Raw genomic sequence first — 18,664 nt, 5'->3', positions numbered from 1 at the left:
GACCTCCCGCCCATGGCAACCCAGGAAGCGACCATGACCTCAGTCACCGCCCGACCCCCGGCCAGCGCCTCCCCGCTGCTGGCGAACCTCCGTCAGCTCAGCTTCTGGGCTGAGAACGCCGCACCGATCGGGCTCGTCGCCCTGGTGATCGTGTTCTCGATCGCGACGCCGACGTTCCTCAGCCTCGGCAACATCAAGGCGATGCTCGTCGCCGCCGCGATCCTGGTCATCCTCTCGATCGGCCAGTCCTTCGTCATCACCACCGGCGGCATCGACCTCTCGATCTCGGCGACGATGACCGTCGGAGCGGTCGGCTTCGGCATCGGCTGGAGCGCCGGCTGGGGCTTCTGGCTCTCGGCGCTCGCGGCCCTGCTCTTCGCGGGGCTGATCGGAGTGATCAACGGCTTCCTGATCGCGAAGGGCAAGGTCACCGACTTCATCGCGACACTGGGCACGCTCTCGGTGGCGACAGGCCTCGCGCTGATCGTCTCCGACGGCAAGCCGATCACGGTCGGCAGCCCCGAGCTGCTCCGCCTCACCACCGGCTCGATCGGGATCATCGGCTACCCGATCATCCTGGCCGCGGTCATCGGAGTCGTCGCCTGGGTCGTCATGTTCCGCACCCGCTTCGGCCTGCACGTGCAGGCGGTCGGCGGCAACGAGGAGAGCGCGGTCGCCAACGGCATCAAGGCCGGACGCGTGCGCATCGCGGTGTACATCATCGCCGCCGTCCTCGCCGGAGTCGGCTCGCTCCTCCTCGTCGCCCGCGTCGGCGCCGCGGAGCCGGCCATCAACACGCAGTACCTGCTCAACTCCATCGCGGCCGTCGTACTCGGCGGAGTGAGCCTCACCGGCGGCAAGGCCAAGATCGTCGGCCCGATCATCGGAGCGTTCCTCCTGACCGCGCTGACCAACGGCCTGACCCTGCTCGGCGTCTCGCAGTTCTACCAGCCCCTCGCCGTCGGCCTGGTGGTCGTGCTCGCCGCCCTCATCACCCGCTACCAGAAGAAGTGAGCCCAGCCATGACCAGCGACATCCTGCTCGAAGCGCGGGACATCAAGAAGTCCTTCGGCGGCGTCCACGCTCTCAAGGGAGCGTCGATGTCGATGCGCCGCGGCGAGATCACCGCCCTGATCGGCGACAACGGCGCGGGCAAGTCCACCCTCGTCCGCTGCCTCTCCGGGGTGCACCCCGCCGACTCCGGCACCATCACCCTCGACGGCGACGTGGTGCACTTCACCACTCCGCTCGGCGCCCGGGACGGCGGCATCGAGACGGTGCACCAGACCCTCGCCCTGGTCGAGGACCTGACCGTGTGGCAGAACTTCTTCCTCGGCCGCGAGCTCACCAAGGGCGTGCCCGGGGTGCGGTTCCTCGACCGGACGCAGATGAAGAAGACGGCCCAGGAGCTGCTCGGCGACCTCGCCGTGAACGTCCCGCCGGTCACCAGCAAGGTCCGACGCCTCTCGGGCGGCCAGCGCCAGGCGGTCGCGATCGCCCGGGCCGCGGGCTGGGGCAGCAAGATCGTGATCATGGACGAGCCGACCGCGGCGCTCGGCGTCCAGGAGACGGCGCGCGTCGAGAAGATCATCCTCAAGCTGCGCGACGCCGGAGTGGCCGTGCTGCTGATCAGCCACAACTTCGACCAGGTGATGCGCCTGAGCGACCAGGTGTGGGTGATGCGCGCGGGCCTCGCCGTCGCCGGCCGCCGCACCGCCGAGACCAGCGGCGACGAGCTCGTCTCGCTGATCACGGGCGCGAAGGCCGCCTGATGCACCCCGAGTTCCTGCACCGCGGGAGCACGGAGCGCTCGTCGCCGATCGGGGTCCACGCGGGCCTGCTCGTCGGAGACTGGACGCCGGAGTCGGGACGCCGCGCGATCGGCGCCGCCGCCTCGATCGGCTTCGACCTGATCGAGATCCCGGCGCCCGACGACCCCGACGCCTCCGCGTGGACCGCCGACCTGCTCGACGAGCACAGGATCGACGCGGTCGTCTCGCTCGCGCTGGACGCCGACTCCGACATCACCGACCAGGCCACGGCCGGCCGCGGCGAGGAGCGGCTCCTGGCGGCCGTGCGGTTCGCCGAGGCGATCAGCGCGCGGTACGTCGGCGGAGTCACCTACTCGGCCATGCGCAAGTACGAGCACGCGGCCGACATGGCTGCCCGCTCGCGCTCGCTCGACGTGCTGCGGAGGGTCGCCGCGGCCGCCGCTCCCGCCGGCGTCGTCGTCGGAGCGGAGTAAGTGAACCGCTACGAGAGCAACCTGCTGAACACGGCCGCCCAGACCGCCGCGTTCCTCCGCGAGCTCGACGCGCCGAACGTGCTCCTGCATCTCGACACGTTCCACGCCCACCTCGAGGAGGTCGACCTCGCGAGCGCCGTCCGCGACGCCGGCGACCTGCTCGGCTACCTCCACGCCTCCGAGAACCACCGCGGAGAGCTGGGCACCGGGAGCACCGACTGGACCGGGCTCGCGGCGGCGCTCGCCGACTCCGGCTACCGCGGACCGCTGACCCTCGAGAGCTTCTCGCCCGCCGTCCAGCCCCCGGCCTCGGCCGAGGGCATGGGCCTCTGGCGCGAGCTCTGGCACGACCCCGTCGCCCTCGCGACCTCCGGCCACGCGTTCCTCGCGGACCTGCTCGACACCGACCCCGCGGCCCGACGCCGCCCCTGAACCTCTCGAACCAAGGAGCACAACCATGACCACGAACCCTCTCGGAGTGCACGCCCTCGTCTTCGCCGGCGGCACCACCCCCGACGAAGTGACCGCGACGATCGAGCAGACCAAGGCGGCCGGATTCGACCTGCTGGAGCTCTCGCTGCACGACGTGCAGAACCTCGACACCGCCTCCGCCCGCGCCGCACTCGAGGCGAACGACCTCGGCATCGTCTGCTCGCGCGGCCTCGCCTTCTCGGCCGACGTCTCCAGCGACGACCCGGAGGTGGTGGCCCGCGGCGCGAAGCTGCTCGCCGACTCCCTCGAGACCACCCACGCGCTCGGCGGCACCCACTTCACCGGCGCCCTCTACAGCGCGCTCGGGAAGTACAGCGCGCCCCTCTCGGCCGCGGGCCGCGCGAACGTCGTCTCGGTGCTGACCGACCTCGCCGCGGAGGCCGCGACGAAGGGCATGACCCTCGGCCTCGAGATCTGCAACCGCTACGAGACCAACGTCATCAACACCGCCGCGGACGCCCTGCGCCTCGCCGACGACATCGGCGCCGACAACGTCCTGATCCACCTGGACACGTACCACATGAACATCGAGGAGGACGACTTCTTCCGCCCGGTGCTGCTGGTCGGGGATCGTCTCGGGTATGTCCACATCGGCGAGAACCACCGCGGCTACCTCGGCAGCGGCCACCTCGACTTCACGACGTTCTTCCACGCCCTCGCCGCGATCGACTACCGCGGACCCATCACCTTCGAGTCGTTCTCGTCGGCCGTCGTCTCGCCGACCCTCTCGAACGACCTGGCCGTGTGGCGGAACCTCTGGAACGACGGCCCCGCGCTCGCCCGCCACGCCCACGGCTTCCTGGTGAACGCGCTGGAGAGCAGCCGTGGCGAGGCCTGAGACCGAGGTCGCGCCCGACGCGGCGCGGCCGGGCCTCGACGAGCTGACCGGGCGCGCGCTCGCGCTGACCTCGCCGGGCCGCCGCGCGATCGTCGCGATCGCCGGCAGCCCCGGGGCAGGCAAGACCACGCTCGCCCGGGCCGTGGTCGCCCGCGCGAACGAGCTCGCGGGGGAGGGGACCGCTGCCTTCGTGCCGATGGACGGCTTCCACCTCGCCAACGCCACGCTCGACGAGCTCGGCCGCCACGACCGCAAGGGCGCCCTCGACACGTTCGACGGCTGGGGCTTCCTCGCCCTGGTACGGAGGCTGCGCGCCGAGACCGACCACGTCGTCTACGCGCCCACCTTCGAGCGCACCGTCGACGAGGGAGTGGCCGGCGCGCTGGCCGTGCGCCCCTCCGCCTCGCTCGTCGTGCTGGAGGGCAACTACCTCCTCGTCGACGAGGGCCCGTGGGCGCTGCTGCGCGCCGAGTTCGACGAGGCCTGGTTCTGCGCGACTCCCGAGACCGAGCGCTTCGAGCGCCTGGTCGACCGCCACGTCTCCTTCGGCCGCGCCCCCGAGGCGGCCTCCGCCTGGGCCTCCGAGGTCGACGGGCGGAACGCGCTGCTGATCGAGGCCACTCGCGACCGCGCCGACCTGATCGTGTCGGGGACGGCGGCGGGGGTGGTCTGACGCCCGATGTGGCGGAGGAGCGGTCCGCTTCGGGGCGCGACCTCGGCTCTCGGGCGGGTCCGGCCGGTCGATCGGTCGGACGACGGAGGACCCGTCGCCCGGCGGATGCGGTCTCGACGGGTCGGGCGCCAGGCTCGAGGGATGGACGACTCGACACGGAACTCCACGGAACAGCCCTCTCCCACCACCCCGCCGGCCGTTGCGCGCCCCGGAGCCGGGCAGCCGCCCCTCCCCGTCGCTCTCCTCCTCCTGCTGCGGCGGAGCGACGGGCGGCCCGCGGCTTCGTCGGGCGCTCTCGACACCGTCCTGGCCGCTTCCGTCCTCGCGGAGCTCTCCCTCCAGCGGCGCGTCGAGGTGGACGCCGGAGTCGTCGCCCTCGGGCCGGAGCGGTCCGCGCTCGGGGACGCCGTGCTCGACGGGGCCCTCGGGTGGATCGAAGCGGAGCGAGCACCGCGCAGCGCCTCCTGGTGGATCGCCCGCCTCACTCGGAGGGAGCTGCATGCCGCCCTCCTCGAGCGGGTCGCCGCCGTGGAGCCGGCGGAGGACGAGCGGCTGCGGATCCGGGTCGCCGAGGTCCTCGCGGCTCGGACGGCGCTTCTTCCGTCGGACTCGGCGCTCATCGGCCTGCTCGACGCGGCCGGAGCGCTCTCGCCGAGGCCCGGCATCCCGGACCGGCAGGCGATCCGGTCGCTCGCGGCGCAGCACTGGGCAGGGCCGGCGGCCGCCGCCGTCCTCGCGGGAACCGCCGCGAGCGTCACGGGAGCCGCGGTGATCGCGGCGGCGACGACGGTCACGATCACCGGCATGTGATCCGACGCGTGCGGCTCGCTGAAGCCGCGCGCCCCTACTCCGCCGGGTAGTCGGGCGCGACGAAGACGCAGAACGGGTGGCCGGCCGGATCGGCGAGGACGTGGAGCGCCTCCTCCGGGTCGTCGCTCCTGTCCTCGATCAGCTCGGCGCCGAGGGCGAGCGCCCGGGTCTTCTGCCGGTCGAGCTCGTCCGCGTCCGCGACCATGAAGTCGAGGTGCAGCTGCTGCGGGACGGGCCCCTCCGGCCAGGTCGCGCGCGGCAGGGCGGCCACCCGCTGGAACGTGAGCTTCGCGCCGTCGGCGGTGACGATCGCGACCCACTCCGCCTCGTCGTCCGAGCCGTCCGCGGGCGGCTCGTCGCCGGGGCGGTACTCGCCGCCGAGCAGGGCGAGGTAGAAGGCGGAGAGGGCGCGAGCGTCCTCCGTGTCGAGGACGACCTGGCGCAGGCGCATGCGGGCAGGGTACCGCCGGACGGCACCGGAGAGGGATGACGTGCTGTGCGGGACGGCTGCGGCGGGCCGGGCGTCGTGGGTCGCGGCCCGACGTCGGCTGAGAAGGGGGGTCCCTGCCCCGACACGGCGGGCCGCGTCTCAGCGGAGGTTGTCCAGCTCTCTCGCTCCCGACCGCGCCGCCCTGCCACTCCGCGCCCGCTTCCTCAACCCCTCCCGGCTCCCGGCCTCGCGCCAGGGCCCGGCGCGTACTGTTGCCGCTGACTCACGACGGCTACGAGGGAGACACCATGACGGAGCAGATCGGAATCCCCGAGGCCGCGGCGCTGGGGAGCGAGCAGCGGAGCATCGCGATCCTCGGAGCGGGCGGCGACCTCACCGAGCGGCTGCTGCTGCCGGGCCTGGGCCGGGTGGCCGAGCTCGCGCGCGACCTCGAGCTCACGCTGATCGGGGCGGCGCGCACCCCGCAGACCGACGAGGAGTGGCAGGGCCTCGTCCGCCGCAGCCTCGAGGCGGCCGGAGTCGCCGCGCACACGGTCGAGGCCCTCGCGTCGCGCGCGCGCTTCGTCGCCACCGACGCCTCCGACCCGGAGCAGCTGAAGGCCCTCCTCGACGCCTGCCCGTCGACCCCGGTGCTCTACGTCGCCCTGCCGCCGGCGATGGGGCACAAGGTCGCCGCCTCGCTCGCCGAGCTCGACCTGCCCGAGGAGCTGGTCGTCGCCATCGAGAAGCCGTTCGGCGAGGACCTCGACGACGCGATCGCCCTCAACGCGGCGTTCGCGAAGGTCCTCCCCGAGAGCCGCCTCTGGCGCATCGACCACTTCCTCGGCAACGCGACCGTGCTGGGGATGCTGGGCCTGCGCTTCGGCAACAGCATGCTCGAGGCGAGCTGGAGCGCCGAGTGGATCGAGAAGGTCGAGATCGTCTACGACGAGACGCTCGGCATCGAGGGCCGCGCGGCCTTCTACGAGAAGACCGGCGCGCTGCGCGACATGCTGCAGAGCCACCTCCTGATGGTGCTCGCGCTGACCACGATGGAGCGGCCCGACGAGGTCGCGCCCGACGAGGTCCACGCGCGCATGGCCGAGGTGCTCGGCGCCGTGCGGCTCTGGCGCGACGACCCCTCCTCCGCCCGCCGCGCCCGCTACACCGAGGGCCGCGTCGACGGCCGCTTCTTCCCCTCCTACGTCGACGAGCCCGACGTCGACCCCGAGACCGGCACCGAGACCCTCGCGCAGCTGCTGCTCCAGGTCGACACTCCGCGCTGGGCGGGCGTCCCCTTCGTCCTCCGCTCCGGCAAGGCGATCGGCGACCCGCGCCGGGAGGTGGCGATCCACTTCCGCGCCGCCACGCCCCCGCGCGGCCTGCAGGCGGCCGAGGGCGACGCCGGGACGGTCCTCCGGATCGGCCTCAAGGGCGGCGACGTCAGCCTCGACCTGGTCGTGAACAGCGCCGACGAGCTGACCGACCTCGAGCGCACCACCCTGACGGCGCAGCCCGGCGCGGCCACGCTCGACCCCTACGCGCAGGTCCTCGCCGGGATCCTGCAGGGCGACACCCTGCTCTCGGTCCCGGGCGACGTGGCCGAGCAGTGCTGGCGCGTCATCACTCCGGTGCTCTCCGCCTGGGCCGCGGGCGACGCTCCACTGGACGAGTACGAGGCGGGGAGCGCGGGGCCCGAGGGCTGGTGAGCTCGCGGTGAGGCGCGCGGGCTGAAGCGCGAGAGCTGAAGCGTCGGCGTGAGGCCGTGTCGGCTCCGCCGGCGCCGGACACGTTGCCGCCCGCCCGGCTCCGGTCGCTCCGCTGCTGCCCGCTCCGCTGCTGTCCGTCCCGCGTCGGCACCCCCGCCCGTTGACCCTCCCGCCTGTTGACCCTCCCGCCGGGGGAGACGGGATGCTGGAGGCATGTTGGGCATCGGGGAGTACGCAGGCATCACGGGTCTGAGCGTGAAGGCGCTCCGGCACTACGACGAGAAGGGCGTGCTGGTCCCGGCGGAGGTCGACGAGCGGTCGTCGTACCGCCGGTACGCCGACGCCCAGGTCCGGGCCGGAGTCGTGATCAGCGCCCTCCGGAGCGCGGGGGTGCCGCTGCCCGAGGTCGCAGCGGCGACTCGAGCCGGCACCGCGGCGGAGGCGCTGCAGGCGCACAGGGAGCGCGTGCTCGCGGAGCGGGAGCAGGAGGACCGGGCGTTCGGGGCCGCCGAGGTGACGCTGCGGGCGCTCGCCGTGCCGGTCGAGGTCGCCGAGCGGACGATGCCGGCGCAGCCGTACGTCGGCCAGGTCCTCACGATCGCCCTGGACGATGCCGACGGGCCGGGCGACGACGAGGCGAACGAGATCTTCGGCGCGCTCGCCACCCGAGTGCACGCGGCAGGGCTCGGGCCGACGGGACGTTTCTGGACGGCGCTCCGGGCGGGCGAGCCGGGTTCGGCGGAGCTCGTCTGCTGCTGGCCGACGTCGGCGGAGGCGGAGGGCGACCTCGCCGATCTCGCCGCGATCCTCCCGGCGCGCACCGAGCTGGTCGCCACCTGGCGCCCCCGCGACGGGGAGGAACTGCCCGAGGGGACCCTGCATCCGGCGATCGTCGCGCTCTTCGACGCCGCCGGAGACCGCGGTCTGCGGCTCGACGGGGTCGAGGTGCGGCAGACGGTGCTGGGGGAGGGGCCGGAGGACGTGGCGGTCGAGGTGTCGCTGACGGTCGCGGGGTGAGCGCAGGGCGGGAGGCGGGGCGACCGCAGTCGCCCCCGTCTCCCGGTCCCGGTGCTGCTCAGTAGGCGAACTGCCACATGTAGCGGCGTCCCTCCAGCGCGCAGCCCCGGGCCGCGGCCCAGTGGGCGGCGAGCCGGGAGACCAGCGTCGAGTACACGAGCGGTGCGACGAAGGCGCGCTGGGGCGCCGCGATGCCGGGCAGCTCGAGGTCGCGGGAGTCGACGTAGTGGGTCGTCCCGCTGTACTGGTCGAGGAAGCTCCGGGCGCGCTCGCCCATCGGCCGCGTCGCGTCCTCGGCGAGGAGGACGAGGCTCTGCGTCTCGCCGTCGAAGACCTCGAAGGGGCCCTGGAAGAACTCGTCCGCGTTGATCGTCGCGGCGTGCATCCACTGCATCTCCTGCAGGTAGCAGGAGGTGAAGGTCTGACCGGGGCCCATGAGCGACCCGGAGGTGACGAGGTAGGTCACGGGGACGTCCTTCATCGCGGCGGCCAGCTCCTCGGCCCTCGGCTCGAAGGCGGCGACCGTGGCGACCATCGCGGACGGCAGGGCGCGCAGCGCCTCGAGCCGATCCGTCACGTCCACCCCGTCGCGGCGCAGGACCGCGAGCGCGAGCAGCTGCAGCACGAGCTGCGTGCCCTGACCGGTCTGCGCGACGAAGGCGGTGTCGAGGGCGAGCGCGAGCGGTCCCTCCTGCTTGAGGGTCACTCCGACCACGGCGGCGCCGCGCTCCTGCGCCCACTCGCCGGCCCGCACGGTCTCGGGGGTCTCGCCGGTGCCCGAGAGCACGACGACGAGGGCGCCGGGGCCGACCGAGGCGGGCGCGCGGAAGAAGAACTCGTCCGAGTTGTAGGAGGCGGCGGGCGTGATCGCGGCCGTGTCGAGCAGGTACTGAGCGGCCTGGACGCCCATCAGCGATCCGCCCGCGCCGACCAGGAAGACGCGGTCGACCGCGGGGAGGGAGGCGACGTGGTCGTCGATCCGGCTCCACCCCTGCCGGCCATCGGCACGGCGGACGTCGCCGGGGAGCGGAACCTCTGCGCCACTGACCGCGTCGGGGCGACCGGATGGATCGCCGGCTGCGCGGGAGTGTCGCGGCGCTCTCGGTGCCGAGGTCAGACGGGGCTCGGCTCGACCGCGCCGACGTCGCGGTCGTATGGCGCCACTCCGGGCATACCTGTATGCTGTCACGCATGATAGATGGAGTCGGGGCACAGCTTCGAAAGGGCGTAGCCGAGTTCTGCATCCTGGGGCTGCTCGACACCGTTCCCATGTACGGGTGGGAGCTGTCCACGCGCTTGCAGGAGGTCGGTGTGATCGGGAGCATCGGCACCCTGTACCCGCTCCTGGGTCGGCTGCGGGACCGAGGCTCGATCACCGCAGTCGTCGTCCCGAGTGCGCAGGGTCCGGCTCGGAAGTACTACTCGTTGACCGACGTGGGGAAGGTCGAGCTCGGGCGGTTCAGGGCGGAGTGGCCGTCCTTCGTCGGGCAGGTGAACGAGACGATCGGAAGGGGAACGTCATGAGCACGACGACATCGCCGGCGGCGGCGCGCTACCTCGAGGAGCTGAGGATCGCATTGTCCGGCGTGCCCGCCGACCTCCGGAGTGAGATCTGGAGCGGGATCGCGGAAGAGCTGGACGGCCTCGACGACGATGCCGCCCGTGAGCGGATCGATGAACTGGGAAGTCCCTCTCGGATCGCGCAGGCCGCCGGCGGATCGCTCGCTGGGGGCGGCGGGTCGATCTTCGACCGCCCCTGGTTCGCCGTCGTCGCCTCGCTGGTCTTCGCCTTCGGCTGGCTGGTGATTCCCGGATTCGGCTGGCTCCTCGGCGCCGTCGCGATTCTCCTCTGCTCGTCCTGGACCGTCTCGCAGAAGAGGAGGGCGCTGGTGATCCCCGTCGTCGCTGCCGTGGTGGTCGGCGGGGCGATCGGGCTGTACTACTGGCTGTCGGCGATGCCGAGTTCCGGTATGACGACGTGGACGGTCCTGGCTGGTGCGTGGCTGGTCGGGGGTGGCACCAGCCTTGTTCTCGGGACGCGACTGTGCGCCCGCTTCGTGAGGACGCGGCGGGCGCACAGCGCGTTGGAGTGAGCCGGATGAGCTCTGCTCGTCAGCTCCAGCTCACCGTCGCGGCTCCTCCGGAGACCGTCAGGCGCAACTCGAAGGTCGTGTTGTAGGGGACGCCGCACATCTGCGCGTTGATGAGCATCTGCGCGCGGTTGGCGAGCGGTCGGCCGAGGTAGTTGAGCGACGAGCCACAGGCTCCCCCGATCGTCCAGGCCGGGCCCCACGGGTTGGCGGTCACCGTGTTGCTCGACAGGTTGTAGGAGGTGTAGAAGCTCATGCTCACCAGTCCGACCCAGGTGTCGATCTTGCAGCCGTTCCGCGCGGACCCGCTCACGGAGCACTCGCTGATGCCGCGCGTCTTCACGTCGGCGCCTTCTCCTCCGATGCGGACGACACTGACGGATCCGTCCTCATAGGTGGAGATCGTGTAATCGCCATCAGGACGCTTCTCCTCGACCACCTTCCTTACCGTTATTTCCGTGGATCCGGGGCAGTTGTAGGCTCCGGAACGCGCCAGGGGTCCCGGGTATGGCTGACCGCCTTCAGCCGACTGATGGCACGCCGTGATTAGCCGCCCGGGACCCCGCAACGGCAGGACCGCTCATTGAGAAACGCGACCAGATCGCCCCGTAAGGACATGCCGGCAAGGTCGTTCACGGCGCACCGCACCCTCAACGGAAGGACCCTGCGTGCCCCAACTCTGGGCCGGTATCGACGCCGGCAAGACCGAACACCACTGCGTCGTCATCGACGCCAACGGAACCAAGCTGCTCTCCCAACGGTTCAAGAACCGAGAAACGGCGATCCTGACCCTGATGGGAGACGTCGCCTCCCTGCCAGGCGGCACCGACGTCGCCTGGGCAACGGACCTCAACCACGGCGGGACAGGGCTGCTGCAGACGCTCCTGCACTCGCATGCGCAGCCGCTGTTCTACATCTCAGGCCGCGTCGTGCATCACGCCTCGGGCGCCTACCGCGGCGAAGCCAAAACAGACGCGAAGGACGCGGTCATCATCGCCGACCAAGCGCGGACCCGGCGAGACGTGACGCTGATGCGCCAGGCCGACGAGGTCACGGCGGAACTGCGCCTGCTCTCGGCGCGACGAGAAGACCTGGTGCACGATCGCACCCGCGCCGTGAATCGCCTGCGCGCCATCCTGGTCCACTACTTTCCGTCGCTCGAGGGGGCATTCAACTACGCGACGACCAGGGGACCTCTGGTGCTGCTCACCCGGTACGCGACCCCCGGTGCGATCCGGCGCATGGGGGAGAGCCGGCTGGCGGCGTGGTTGAAGGGACAGGGCTGCTGGAAATCCGCGGCGGTCGCGAAGACGGCGGTGGAAGCCGCGCGCGAGCAGACATCGGTCGTCGTGGGGGAGGGGGCAGCGGCTCGGCTGGTGAGCCGGTCCGCGCGTGATCTCCTCCGCATCCGCGACGAGGTCGCCGAGCTCGACGGGGAGATCGAAGCCGCTTTGCAGGACAGCAGATCCGCGGATCTTCTGGTGTCGATTCCTGGGTTCGGGCGCAGGCTCGCCGCGGATTTCCTTGCCGCGACCGGTACTGACCTCGCCGCGTTCGAGACGCCCGACCGGTTGGCCAGCTTCGCGGGTCTCGCTCCCGTGCCGCGGGACTCCGGGAAGATCTCCGGCAACCATCACCGGCCACGTCGCTATGACCGGCGGCTGTTGAACGCCTGCTTCCAGGCGGCGTTCATCGCGTCGAGGAACTGCCCGGTCTCGCGCTCGTTCTACGATCGGAAACGCCAGGAGGGGAAGTCGCACAAGCAGGCTCTGATCGCTCTCGCCCGGCGCCGTATGAACGTCATCTGGGCGATCTTCCGTGACCAGACGACCTTCAACCCCACCCCGCCCCGGCCGAACGATCCCGTCACCCCGCTTCTGCAGCACGGTCCAGAGTCGCCATCGAGGAGCAGACCCACCATCGCCCTTGCGGCCGCCTGACGCGTCTAGGTGAGGAGTTCGGTCTGGATCCGGGCGGCGACGGCCTCGCGGAGGGGGCGGACGTTCTCGGTGCTCCAGTCGGTCGGGTCGGGGAACTTCCACTCCAGGAATCGGCCGGTCGGCGTTGCGGGGAGGGTGAGGCCGGGCTTCATGGTGATGACGATGTCCGCGTTCTCGAGGTCCTCGACGGTGACGGCGCGGGGGATGTGGTTCCTGATGTCGAGGCCGAGCTCGGCGACGGTCGCAGCGATCGCGGGGTTCACCGTCTCGGCGGGGGAGAGACCGGCGGAGGTGGCGGTGTAGCGGTCGCCGGCGAGGACTTCGAGCAGGCCTGCGCCGAGTTGGGAGCGGCCGGCGTTGTGCTGGCAGAGGAAGAGGACGGTGGGCTTCTCGGTCATGCGGGGATGCTGCTTCCGGTGGTGGTGCGGGTCCAGGTCTGGGTGGCGATCTGCACGGCGTCCCAGGGGGAGCCGAGCGGGGGTGTGTAGGAGAGGTCGAGGTCGGAGACCTGCTCGACGGTGAGCCCGGCGAACAGGGCGGTCGCGTACGTGTCGACGCGCTTGGCGGTCTCGGTGCCGAGGCGTCCGACGAGCTGCGCGCCGAGCAGACGTCCGTCGCGGGTGTCGCCGGTGATGCGGATCGTGATGGGCTGCGCGCCCGGGTAGTAGCGCTTGTGGTCGTCCGCGACCGCGCTCGTCGTCGCCGGCGCGAAGCCCGCGGCGAGGGCCTCGTGCTCGCGAAGGCCGGTGCGGGAGGCGACGAGGTCGAAGACCTTCACGACCTGCGTGCCGACCGAGCCGGCGAACCGGGCATCGCCGCCGAGAGCGTTCTCGCCGGCCACCCGTCCCTGCTTGTGGGCCGTGGTGCCCAGCGGCAGGTAGGTGCTGCCGAGCAGACGGTGGTGCGTGGTCACTCCGTCGCCTGCCGCGAACACGTGCGGCAGGCCCGTGCGCATCGCCTCGTCGACGACGACCGCGCGGCCGGCGCCGAGAGACGCTCCGGCGCGGGCGAGCAGGTCGGTGTTCGGCTTCACGCCGACGACGAGGAGGACGACGTCAGCGGTGCGGGTGAGAGGTGTGCCGTCGTGGTCGGCGTGCACGGCGAGGCCGGTGGCGGTCTTCTCGATCGAGGCGACGGTGGTGCGGGTGAGAACCTCGACGCCGCGCTCGGTCAGTTCGGTGTGGACGAGGGCGCCGAGTTCGGGGTCGAGGGTGGAGAGCACTTCCGGGCCGCGCTGGAGCTGGGTGACTCGGAGGCCGCGGACGGTGAGGGCTTCGGCCATCTCGAGGCCGACGTAGCCGGCGCCGACGATGATCGCGGTCTGCGGGTCTCGACTGTCGAGGAACCGCTCGAGCGCGAAGGTGTCGCCCATCGAGTGCAGCACGTGCACTCCGTCCTCCGGCCCCAGTGCGTCCACTCCCGCGATGCCGGCGGAGGAGGCGAGGGCGCCGGTGCCGACGATCAGCTCGTCGTACCCGATCCGGTCGAGCGAGCAGTCGGGGGTGCGGACGGTGAGCTGCTGCCCGGCGACGTCGATGTCCGTCGCGAAGGTGTCCAGGCGCAGGGTCATGCCGGTAGCTTCGAGATCGGCGTGGCTGCGGTGCGCAAGCGACTGCCATGGCTGCACCTCGCGGGAGAAGTAGTACGGGATCCCGCAGATGGAGAAGTTCGGGTACGAGTCGGCGACGACGACGGTCACGTCGACGGACGGGTCGAGCTCGCGGGCGCGCAGCGCGGCGGAGATCCCCGCGTCGCTGCCGCCGATAGCGACGAGATGCATCAGATGGGCCTTTCGAATCAGACGTGTGAAGAGGTCGAGGTGGCCGGGACCACAAGGTCCCCGGCGGCCCGGGCGGCGCCCGGGAAGAGGAACACGGCGATGCCGACGCCGATCGCGGCGCCGACGAGCTGCGCAGCGACGAACGGCAGGACGGAGGCGGGGGCGATGCCGGCGAAGGTGTCGGTGAAGACGCGGCCGAGAGTCACGGCGGGATTCGCGAACGAGGTCGAGGACGTGAACCAGTACGCGGCACCGATGTACGCGCCGACCGCGGCCGCCGCGAGCGGGCCTCGGTGCGTACGGGCGAGGGAGAGGATCACGAGGACCAGGCCCGCGGTGGCGACGACCTCCCCGAGCAGGTGCCCGGCAGTGACCCGCTCCGTCGTCGCGATCGAGGACGGGATTTCGAACATCGCATTCGCGAGGACCGCGCCGCCGATGCCTCCGAGCAGCTGCGCGCCCACGAACACCGCCAGCTCCCGCCCCAGCAGGCCGGTGCGGTCGCGACGACCGAGGACCGCGTCCACGGCGGAGACGAGCGGATTGAAGTGCGCCCCCGACACCGGGCCGAGAGTGAGGATCAGCACCGCCAGCCCCAGCGCGGTCGCGAGGGAGTTCTCCAGCAGTTGCAGACCGACGTCGTCCGGGGAGAGCGTCTGAGCGGCGATGCCGGAGCCGACGACGATCGCCACGAGCAGACCGGTGCCGAGGAACTCGGCCACGGCCCGACGAGCGAGCGGAGGAGGGGAAGTGGTGTCCATGTCGTCGGCCATCTTGACCGCTCACGATCACTCAGTCAAGATTGAGTCAATGAACACCGAGCGAACCGAACTCGAAGCGCGCGCCGCCCGGCACGCCGCCCTCAGCGACCCCGCGCGCCTGCGGATCACCGACCTGCTCACCCTCGGAGACCTCGCGCCGCGGGAGCTGCAGGACCGTCTTGGGATGCCCTCGAACCTCGTCGCGCACCACCTCGCCGTCCTCGAGCGCGAAGGCATGATCCTCCGTCGCCGCTCGGAGGCGGACCGGCGCCGCAGCTACGTCCATCTGATCCCCGGGGCGTTCGACCAGCTCGGGCCCTCGACCACCGCCGCAGCGCGGCGAGTGCTGTTCGTGTGCACCGCGAACTCCGCCCGCTCCAAGCTCGCCGCGCAGCTCTGGGCGCAGCGCAGCCCCATCCCCGTCGCCTCCGCCGGCACCCACCCGGCCGCCGCGGTGGCCGCCGGAGCGATTGCGACCGCCGAACGCCACGGCCTCCCGCTACCCGAAGGAGCCCCGCAGCAGCTCGCGGACGTCGCCGCCGACACAGACCTCGTGATCACCGTCTGCGACGCCGCGCACGAGGAACTCGGCTCGGACGCGCTGCACTGGTCGATCCCCGACCCGGTACCTGCCGGCACGGATGCCGCGTTCGATGCGGCCTACGACGAGCTCGCCGCGCGCGTCGACGCTCTCGCGGCGAGGGTCACGGCCGCCTGATCAGACGCGGGTGAGCATCCCGGCGAGGGAGTCGAGCGCGCCGGGGACGAGGGAGAAGTACGCCCACGTGCCGCGCTTCTCGCGGGCCAGGATCCCGGCGTCCACGAGGATCTTCAAGTGGTGCGACACGGTCGGCTGACTCAGCCCGACCGGCTCCGTGAAGTCGCACACGCACACCTCGCCCGAGCTGCTCGACGCCACGATCGACACCAGGCGGAGCCTCGCCGGATCCGCCATCGCCTTCAACGCTCGCGCCAGCAGCTCCGCGCCCTCGGCGCTCAGCGGCTCGCGCGCGAGCGGCGCGCAGCACGCGGCCGCCGCCGCGGTGAGAGTCAGCTCGGTCGTCGCCATGCCTCCACCCTCCCACACATTGACAGCCATCGATATGCCGGGGCAGACTCGATCCATCGATGACCGTCGATGTTGAGGAGTGCACCTGATGACCCTGCTGCTGACCGTCCCGCCCCGCACCGACGAGCGCCGCCTCACCGGCCTGCCCGTCGCCGTCATCGGCGCCGGCCCCGTGGGTCTCGCCGCCGCCGCGCAGCTGCTCGAGCGCGGCCTCGACGTCATCGTCTACGAGGCGGGTGAGAGCGCAGGTGCCGCTGTGCAGCAGTGGGGTCACACTCGCTTGTTCTCCCCGTGGGAGTTCCTGGTCGACGCGGCCGCCGGGCGCCTGCTCGACGCCGCCGGCTGGGAGGCCCCCGCAGCGAAGAAGCTGCCCACCGGGCACGAGTTCGTCCGCGACTACCTCGCTCCTCTCGCCGCGACCCCGGAGCTCGCCCCGGTCATCCGCTACCGCTCCCGTGTCACCGCCGTCTCTCGTGAGGGCATGGATCGCACCCGCTCCACCGGCCGCGCTGCGACCCCGTTCCTGCTGCGCCTGGACACTCCGGAGGGCGCCGTCGACGTCACCGCGCGCGCGGTCATCGACACCTCCGGCACCTACTCCACGCCCAACGCGCTCGCCTCCGCGGGCCTTGACCCAATCGGTGTCCTTGATGTCGCGGAGCACCTCAGCCACGCACTGCCGGACGTGCTCGGTGCGGACCGTGCCCGGTTCGCCGGGAAAAGCGTCCTCGTCGTCGGCGCCGGCCACTCCGCCGCGAACACCCTGATCAAGCTCGCTCGACTCGCCCGCGAGGAACCGGAGACGAGGATCACGTGGGCGATCCGCGGCACGAGCCCGGTGCGCGTCTTCGGCTCCGGCGACGACGAGCTCGAGGAGCGCGGCAAGCTCGGCGGCACCGTCCACCAGCTCGTCCGCGACGGCGCGATCACCCTCCTGGACCGCTTCGAAATCGACCGCCTCGAGAAGACCCCCTCCGGCGGCGTCACGGTGATGGGGCGCCGCCGGAAGGAGCGCGAGAGCGTGGAAGTCGATGTCGTGGTGCAGGCCACCGGGTTCCGGCCCGACCTCGACATGCTGCGCGAGATCCGCGTCTCCCTGGACGAGATCGTGGAAGCACCCCGCGCCCTCGCCTCGCTCATCGACCCGAACCTGCACTCCTGCGGCACCGTCGACCCCCACGGCGTCGCGGAACTCGCCCACCCCGAGCCGAACTTCTTCATCGCCGGGATGAAGTCGTACGGCCGTGCGCCGACCTTCCTGCTCGCCACCGGCTACGAGCAGGTCCGCTCCATCGCGGACGAACTCGCCGGCGATCACGCCGCCGCCCGGCGCGTCCAGCTCGTGCTCCCCGAAACCGGCGTCTGCTCCACCGACATCGGATCCGCCGGAGGGAGCTGCTGCTCATGACCGCGATCCGGCCGATGACCCCCGGAGACTGGGCGGCGGTCGAGACGATCTACCGCGAGGGGATCGCGACCGGGCACGCCACCTTCGAGGCCGAACCGCCCACGCGGGAGGCGTTCGACGCGGGGAAGCTCGACGTCGGGCGCCTGGTCGCCGTCGACGGAGAACAGATCCTCGGCTGGGCCGCGTTGTCGAAGGTCTCGGCCCGCCCCGTCTACCGGGGCGTGGTCGAGCACTCCGTCTACATCGCCGCCGCTGCACGTGGCCGCGGCGTCGGATCGAGGCTGCTGGCCGCGCTCATCGCCGCGGCGGACGACGCGGACCTGTGGACGATCCAGTCGAGCATCTTCCCCGAGAACACCGCCAGTCTCGCCCTCCACGACCGCGCTGGATTCCGGCGTGTGGGCATCCGGGAGCGCATCGCGCAGATGACGTACGGGCCGGAGGCTGGCCGCTGGCGCGACACGATCCTCATCGAGCGGCGGCGCCCGTGACGCCGTGACTCGTCCAGGATCCGCGTGTATCGTGATCGTCACAACGGGCCGGTTCCCGGAACGTTGCCAGCCGAAGACCCCGCCTAGCGGGGTCTTCGTTTTTAAGGCGTCCAGATCCGGTCGTGCGACGTCGACGCGTCGATCAGAGCGCCCAGGCGCGTCATCGTCGCCGCGGACTTCGGGTGCGTCTCCGTCACCGTCTGCCGACGCCGGTGCAGGTAGATCGCGAGGTCGGCCGCCTGCACCCCGGCGGCGTTCCTCGAGGACGCGAACTGGATCGGGGAGGAAATCAGGTTAAGGCGGCTCGTCAGGTAGCCCGGCGTGCCCAGTGACCGGTAGCTCTCGAACTGCCGCCGGTGCTCCTCCTGCGTCGCGATCTCGTCGGCGACGACGATCACCTCCTCGGTATCGAAGGAGAAGACGTCACGGCGGTACTCGTTCACCCGCTCGAGCAGGTGCTGCAGCACGATCTTGTGCGGCTGCTCCGGGTACCGGTACCGGGCGTTCAGGCGCTTCACGTCCACGCCCCGGAACAGGTAGCGGACTTCTGCCTCCTGCGCGATGCGCAGCGCGGCCGCGTAGATGCCCGCCGCCTCACGATGCTTCCCGCGCAGAGGAGCCCACTCGCCGGCGCCGCCCATCAGCTCGTGCCCGTGAAACTCGACATCCGCCGGCACCCCGTGATCCGCGGCGATCTGCTCCCGGAGAGCGGCGTAGCCGTGCTCGAGCTGCTCCCACTTCTCCTGTGTCGTCACGGCAGCGCCGATGAAGTAGAAGTCCTGTGTGTAGGACTCGTCCAGGTACGCGATCAGCACCCCGTCATCATGTCAGCGACCCCCGCCACCACTGGCGGCAGAACAGCCCGGACGGGCCGCTCCGGACAGCTCAAAGGCGCGAGCATGTCGCAGGAA

General features: G+C 71.7%; 23 protein-coding genes. 15 read left to right on the top strand and 8 right to left on the bottom strand.

Translation table 11 applies throughout. The annotated features are described in order from the left end of the window. Positions 1 to 33: 33 nt before the first annotated feature. From C5C53_RS00575 to C5C53_RS00545, 7 genes are all read left to right on the top strand, one after another. Positions 34 to 1,014, top strand: coding sequence for an ABC transporter permease (locus tag C5C53_RS00575; protein WP_104222714.1), 981 nt, complete (start codon positions 34 to 36; stop codon positions 1,012 to 1,014). A gap of 8 nt (positions 1,015 to 1,022) precedes the next feature. Further along, on the top strand, positions 1,023 to 1,772 hold the full coding sequence (locus C5C53_RS00570; RefSeq protein ID WP_104222715.1) for an ATP-binding cassette domain-containing protein: 750 nt from the start codon (positions 1,023 to 1,025) through the stop codon (positions 1,770 to 1,772). Continuing rightward, positions 1,772 to 2,245 carry a hypothetical protein gene (locus C5C53_RS00565; RefSeq protein WP_104266548.1) on the top strand — a complete coding sequence of 158 codons (474 nt, stop codon included), beginning with the start codon at positions 1,772 to 1,774 and terminating at the stop codon, positions 2,243 to 2,245. Before C5C53_RS00570 ends, C5C53_RS00565 begins: the two co-directional genes overlap by 1 nt. Then, entirely contained in the window at positions 2,246 to 2,677 is a 432-nt protein-coding gene (locus C5C53_RS00560) for a sugar phosphate isomerase/epimerase (RefSeq protein WP_104266547.1), read from the top strand. A gap of 25 nt (positions 2,678 to 2,702) precedes the next feature. Next, a complete protein-coding gene (locus tag C5C53_RS00555) occupies positions 2,703 to 3,575 on the top strand; it encodes a sugar phosphate isomerase/epimerase (protein WP_104222717.1) in 873 nt (290 codons plus the stop codon). Further along, a complete protein-coding gene (locus C5C53_RS00550; RefSeq protein ID WP_104266546.1) occupies positions 3,562 to 4,248 on the top strand; it encodes a nucleoside/nucleotide kinase family protein in 687 nt (228 codons plus the stop codon). Before C5C53_RS00555 ends, C5C53_RS00550 begins: the two co-directional genes overlap by 14 nt. 141 nt (positions 4,249 to 4,389) lie before the next feature. Continuing rightward, a complete protein-coding gene (locus C5C53_RS00545) occupies positions 4,390 to 5,058 on the top strand; it encodes a GPP34 family phosphoprotein (protein WP_181127686.1) in 669 nt (222 codons plus the stop codon). 34 nt (positions 5,059 to 5,092) lie between these two features. On the opposite strand, the gene C5C53_RS00540 is transcribed toward C5C53_RS00545, so the two are convergent. Beyond that, positions 5,093 to 5,509: a VOC family protein gene (locus C5C53_RS00540; protein WP_104262559.1), complete on the bottom strand. Its 417-nt coding sequence runs from the start codon at positions 5,507 to 5,509 to the stop codon at positions 5,093 to 5,095. Positions 5,510 to 5,796: 287 nt separating this feature from the next. Between C5C53_RS00540 and C5C53_RS00535 the strand changes: the two genes are divergently transcribed. Together C5C53_RS00535 and C5C53_RS00530 are read left to right on the top strand one after the other, a co-directional pair. After that, positions 5,797 to 7,197: a glucose-6-phosphate dehydrogenase gene (locus C5C53_RS00535; RefSeq protein WP_104266544.1), complete on the top strand. Its 1,401-nt coding sequence runs from the start codon at positions 5,797 to 5,799 to the stop codon at positions 7,195 to 7,197. A 213-nt stretch (positions 7,198 to 7,410) separates the two neighbouring features. Beyond that, positions 7,411 to 8,214 carry a MerR family transcriptional regulator gene (locus C5C53_RS00530; RefSeq protein ID WP_104266543.1) on the top strand — a complete coding sequence of 268 codons (804 nt, stop codon included), beginning with the start codon at positions 7,411 to 7,413 and terminating at the stop codon, positions 8,212 to 8,214. A 58-nt stretch (positions 8,215 to 8,272) separates the two neighbouring features. On the opposite strand, the gene C5C53_RS00525 is transcribed toward C5C53_RS00530, so the two are convergent. After that, positions 8,273 to 9,403, bottom strand: a complete 1,131-nt coding sequence (locus C5C53_RS00525; protein ID WP_258068135.1) for an SIS domain-containing protein — start codon at positions 9,401 to 9,403, stop codon at positions 8,273 to 8,275. Positions 9,404 to 9,405: 2 nt separating this feature from the next. Between C5C53_RS00525 and C5C53_RS00520 the strand changes: the two genes are divergently transcribed. Both C5C53_RS00520 and C5C53_RS00515 read left to right on the top strand, forming a co-directional pair. Continuing rightward, a complete protein-coding gene (locus tag C5C53_RS00520; RefSeq protein ID WP_104250299.1) occupies positions 9,406 to 9,738 on the top strand; it encodes a PadR family transcriptional regulator in 333 nt (110 codons plus the stop codon). After that, positions 9,735 to 10,307 carry a hypothetical protein gene (locus C5C53_RS00515; RefSeq protein ID WP_104266541.1) on the top strand — a complete coding sequence of 191 codons (573 nt, stop codon included), beginning with the start codon at positions 9,735 to 9,737 and terminating at the stop codon, positions 10,305 to 10,307. Before C5C53_RS00520 ends, C5C53_RS00515 begins: the two co-directional genes overlap by 4 nt. Before the next feature lie 19 nt (positions 10,308 to 10,326). Here C5C53_RS00515 and C5C53_RS00510 read toward each other — a convergent pair whose 3' ends face one another. Next, positions 10,327 to 10,743 (bottom strand): hypothetical protein, encoded by a 417-nt coding sequence (locus C5C53_RS00510; protein WP_104257773.1) that lies wholly within the window; start codon positions 10,741 to 10,743, stop codon positions 10,327 to 10,329. 229 nt (positions 10,744 to 10,972) lie between these two features. Here C5C53_RS00510 and C5C53_RS00505 point away from each other — a divergent pair, with 229 nt between their 5' ends. Beyond that, positions 10,973 to 12,244: an IS110 family transposase gene (locus C5C53_RS00505; protein WP_235577278.1), complete on the top strand. Its 1,272-nt coding sequence runs from the start codon at positions 10,973 to 10,975 to the stop codon at positions 12,242 to 12,244. 5 nt (positions 12,245 to 12,249) lie between these two features. Here C5C53_RS00505 and C5C53_RS00500 read toward each other — a convergent pair whose 3' ends face one another. Genes C5C53_RS00500 through C5C53_RS00490 form a run of 3 tightly spaced genes read right to left on the bottom strand, consistent with a single transcriptional unit; the run spans position 12,250 to position 14,785 of the window. After that, positions 12,250 to 12,642, bottom strand: a complete 393-nt coding sequence (locus tag C5C53_RS00500; RefSeq protein WP_055794495.1) for a low molecular weight phosphatase family protein — start codon at positions 12,640 to 12,642, stop codon at positions 12,250 to 12,252. Next, positions 12,639 to 14,024, bottom strand: a complete 1,386-nt coding sequence (locus C5C53_RS00495) for an FAD-dependent oxidoreductase (protein WP_055794493.1) — start codon at positions 14,022 to 14,024, stop codon at positions 12,639 to 12,641. The genes C5C53_RS00500 and C5C53_RS00495 overlap by 4 nt, the downstream gene beginning before the upstream one ends. Positions 14,025 to 14,041: 17 nt before the next feature. Beyond that, the gene (locus tag C5C53_RS00490) at positions 14,042 to 14,785 is read right to left on the bottom strand and encodes an MIP/aquaporin family protein (RefSeq protein WP_181028834.1); all 744 of its coding nucleotides are present in this window, start codon (positions 14,783 to 14,785) and stop codon (positions 14,042 to 14,044) included. Between the two features lie 49 nt (positions 14,786 to 14,834). On the opposite strand from C5C53_RS00490, the gene C5C53_RS00485 reads away from it, so the two are divergent. Next, positions 14,835 to 15,503 (top strand): helix-turn-helix domain-containing protein, encoded by a 669-nt coding sequence (locus tag C5C53_RS00485; protein ID WP_055794490.1) that lies wholly within the window; start codon positions 14,835 to 14,837, stop codon positions 15,501 to 15,503. On the opposite strand, the gene C5C53_RS00480 is transcribed toward C5C53_RS00485, so the two are convergent. Further along, complete coding sequence (locus C5C53_RS00480; protein ID WP_055794488.1) at positions 15,504 to 15,854, bottom strand: helix-turn-helix transcriptional regulator; 351 nt, start codon at positions 15,852 to 15,854, stop codon at positions 15,504 to 15,506. An 88-nt stretch (positions 15,855 to 15,942) separates the two neighbouring features. Here C5C53_RS00480 and C5C53_RS00475 point away from each other — a divergent pair, with 88 nt between their 5' ends. Together C5C53_RS00475 and C5C53_RS00470 are read left to right on the top strand one after the other, a co-directional pair. Then, complete coding sequence (locus C5C53_RS00475; protein ID WP_055794485.1) at positions 15,943 to 17,262, top strand: FAD-dependent oxidoreductase; 1,320 nt, start codon at positions 15,943 to 15,945, stop codon at positions 17,260 to 17,262. Then, positions 17,259 to 17,753: a GNAT family N-acetyltransferase gene (locus C5C53_RS00470; protein WP_055794483.1), complete on the top strand. Its 495-nt coding sequence runs from the start codon at positions 17,259 to 17,261 to the stop codon at positions 17,751 to 17,753. Before C5C53_RS00475 ends, C5C53_RS00470 begins: the two co-directional genes overlap by 4 nt. A gap of 101 nt (positions 17,754 to 17,854) precedes the next feature. Here the strand turns inward: C5C53_RS00470 and C5C53_RS00465 are convergent, their stop codons facing one another. Further along, positions 17,855 to 18,568, bottom strand: a complete 714-nt coding sequence (locus tag C5C53_RS00465) for a DUF3800 domain-containing protein (RefSeq protein ID WP_055794482.1) — start codon at positions 18,566 to 18,568, stop codon at positions 17,855 to 17,857. Positions 18,569 to 18,664: the final 96 nt, after the last annotated feature.

It is taken from the genome of Rathayibacter sp. AY1E3 (assembly GCF_002932235.1).
Taxonomy (GTDB): Bacteria; Actinomycetota; Actinomycetes; order Actinomycetales; family Microbacteriaceae; genus Rathayibacter.
The sequence above is the reverse complement of the archived record's forward strand: the minus strand, read 5'-3'. Positions and strand labels throughout refer to the sequence as shown.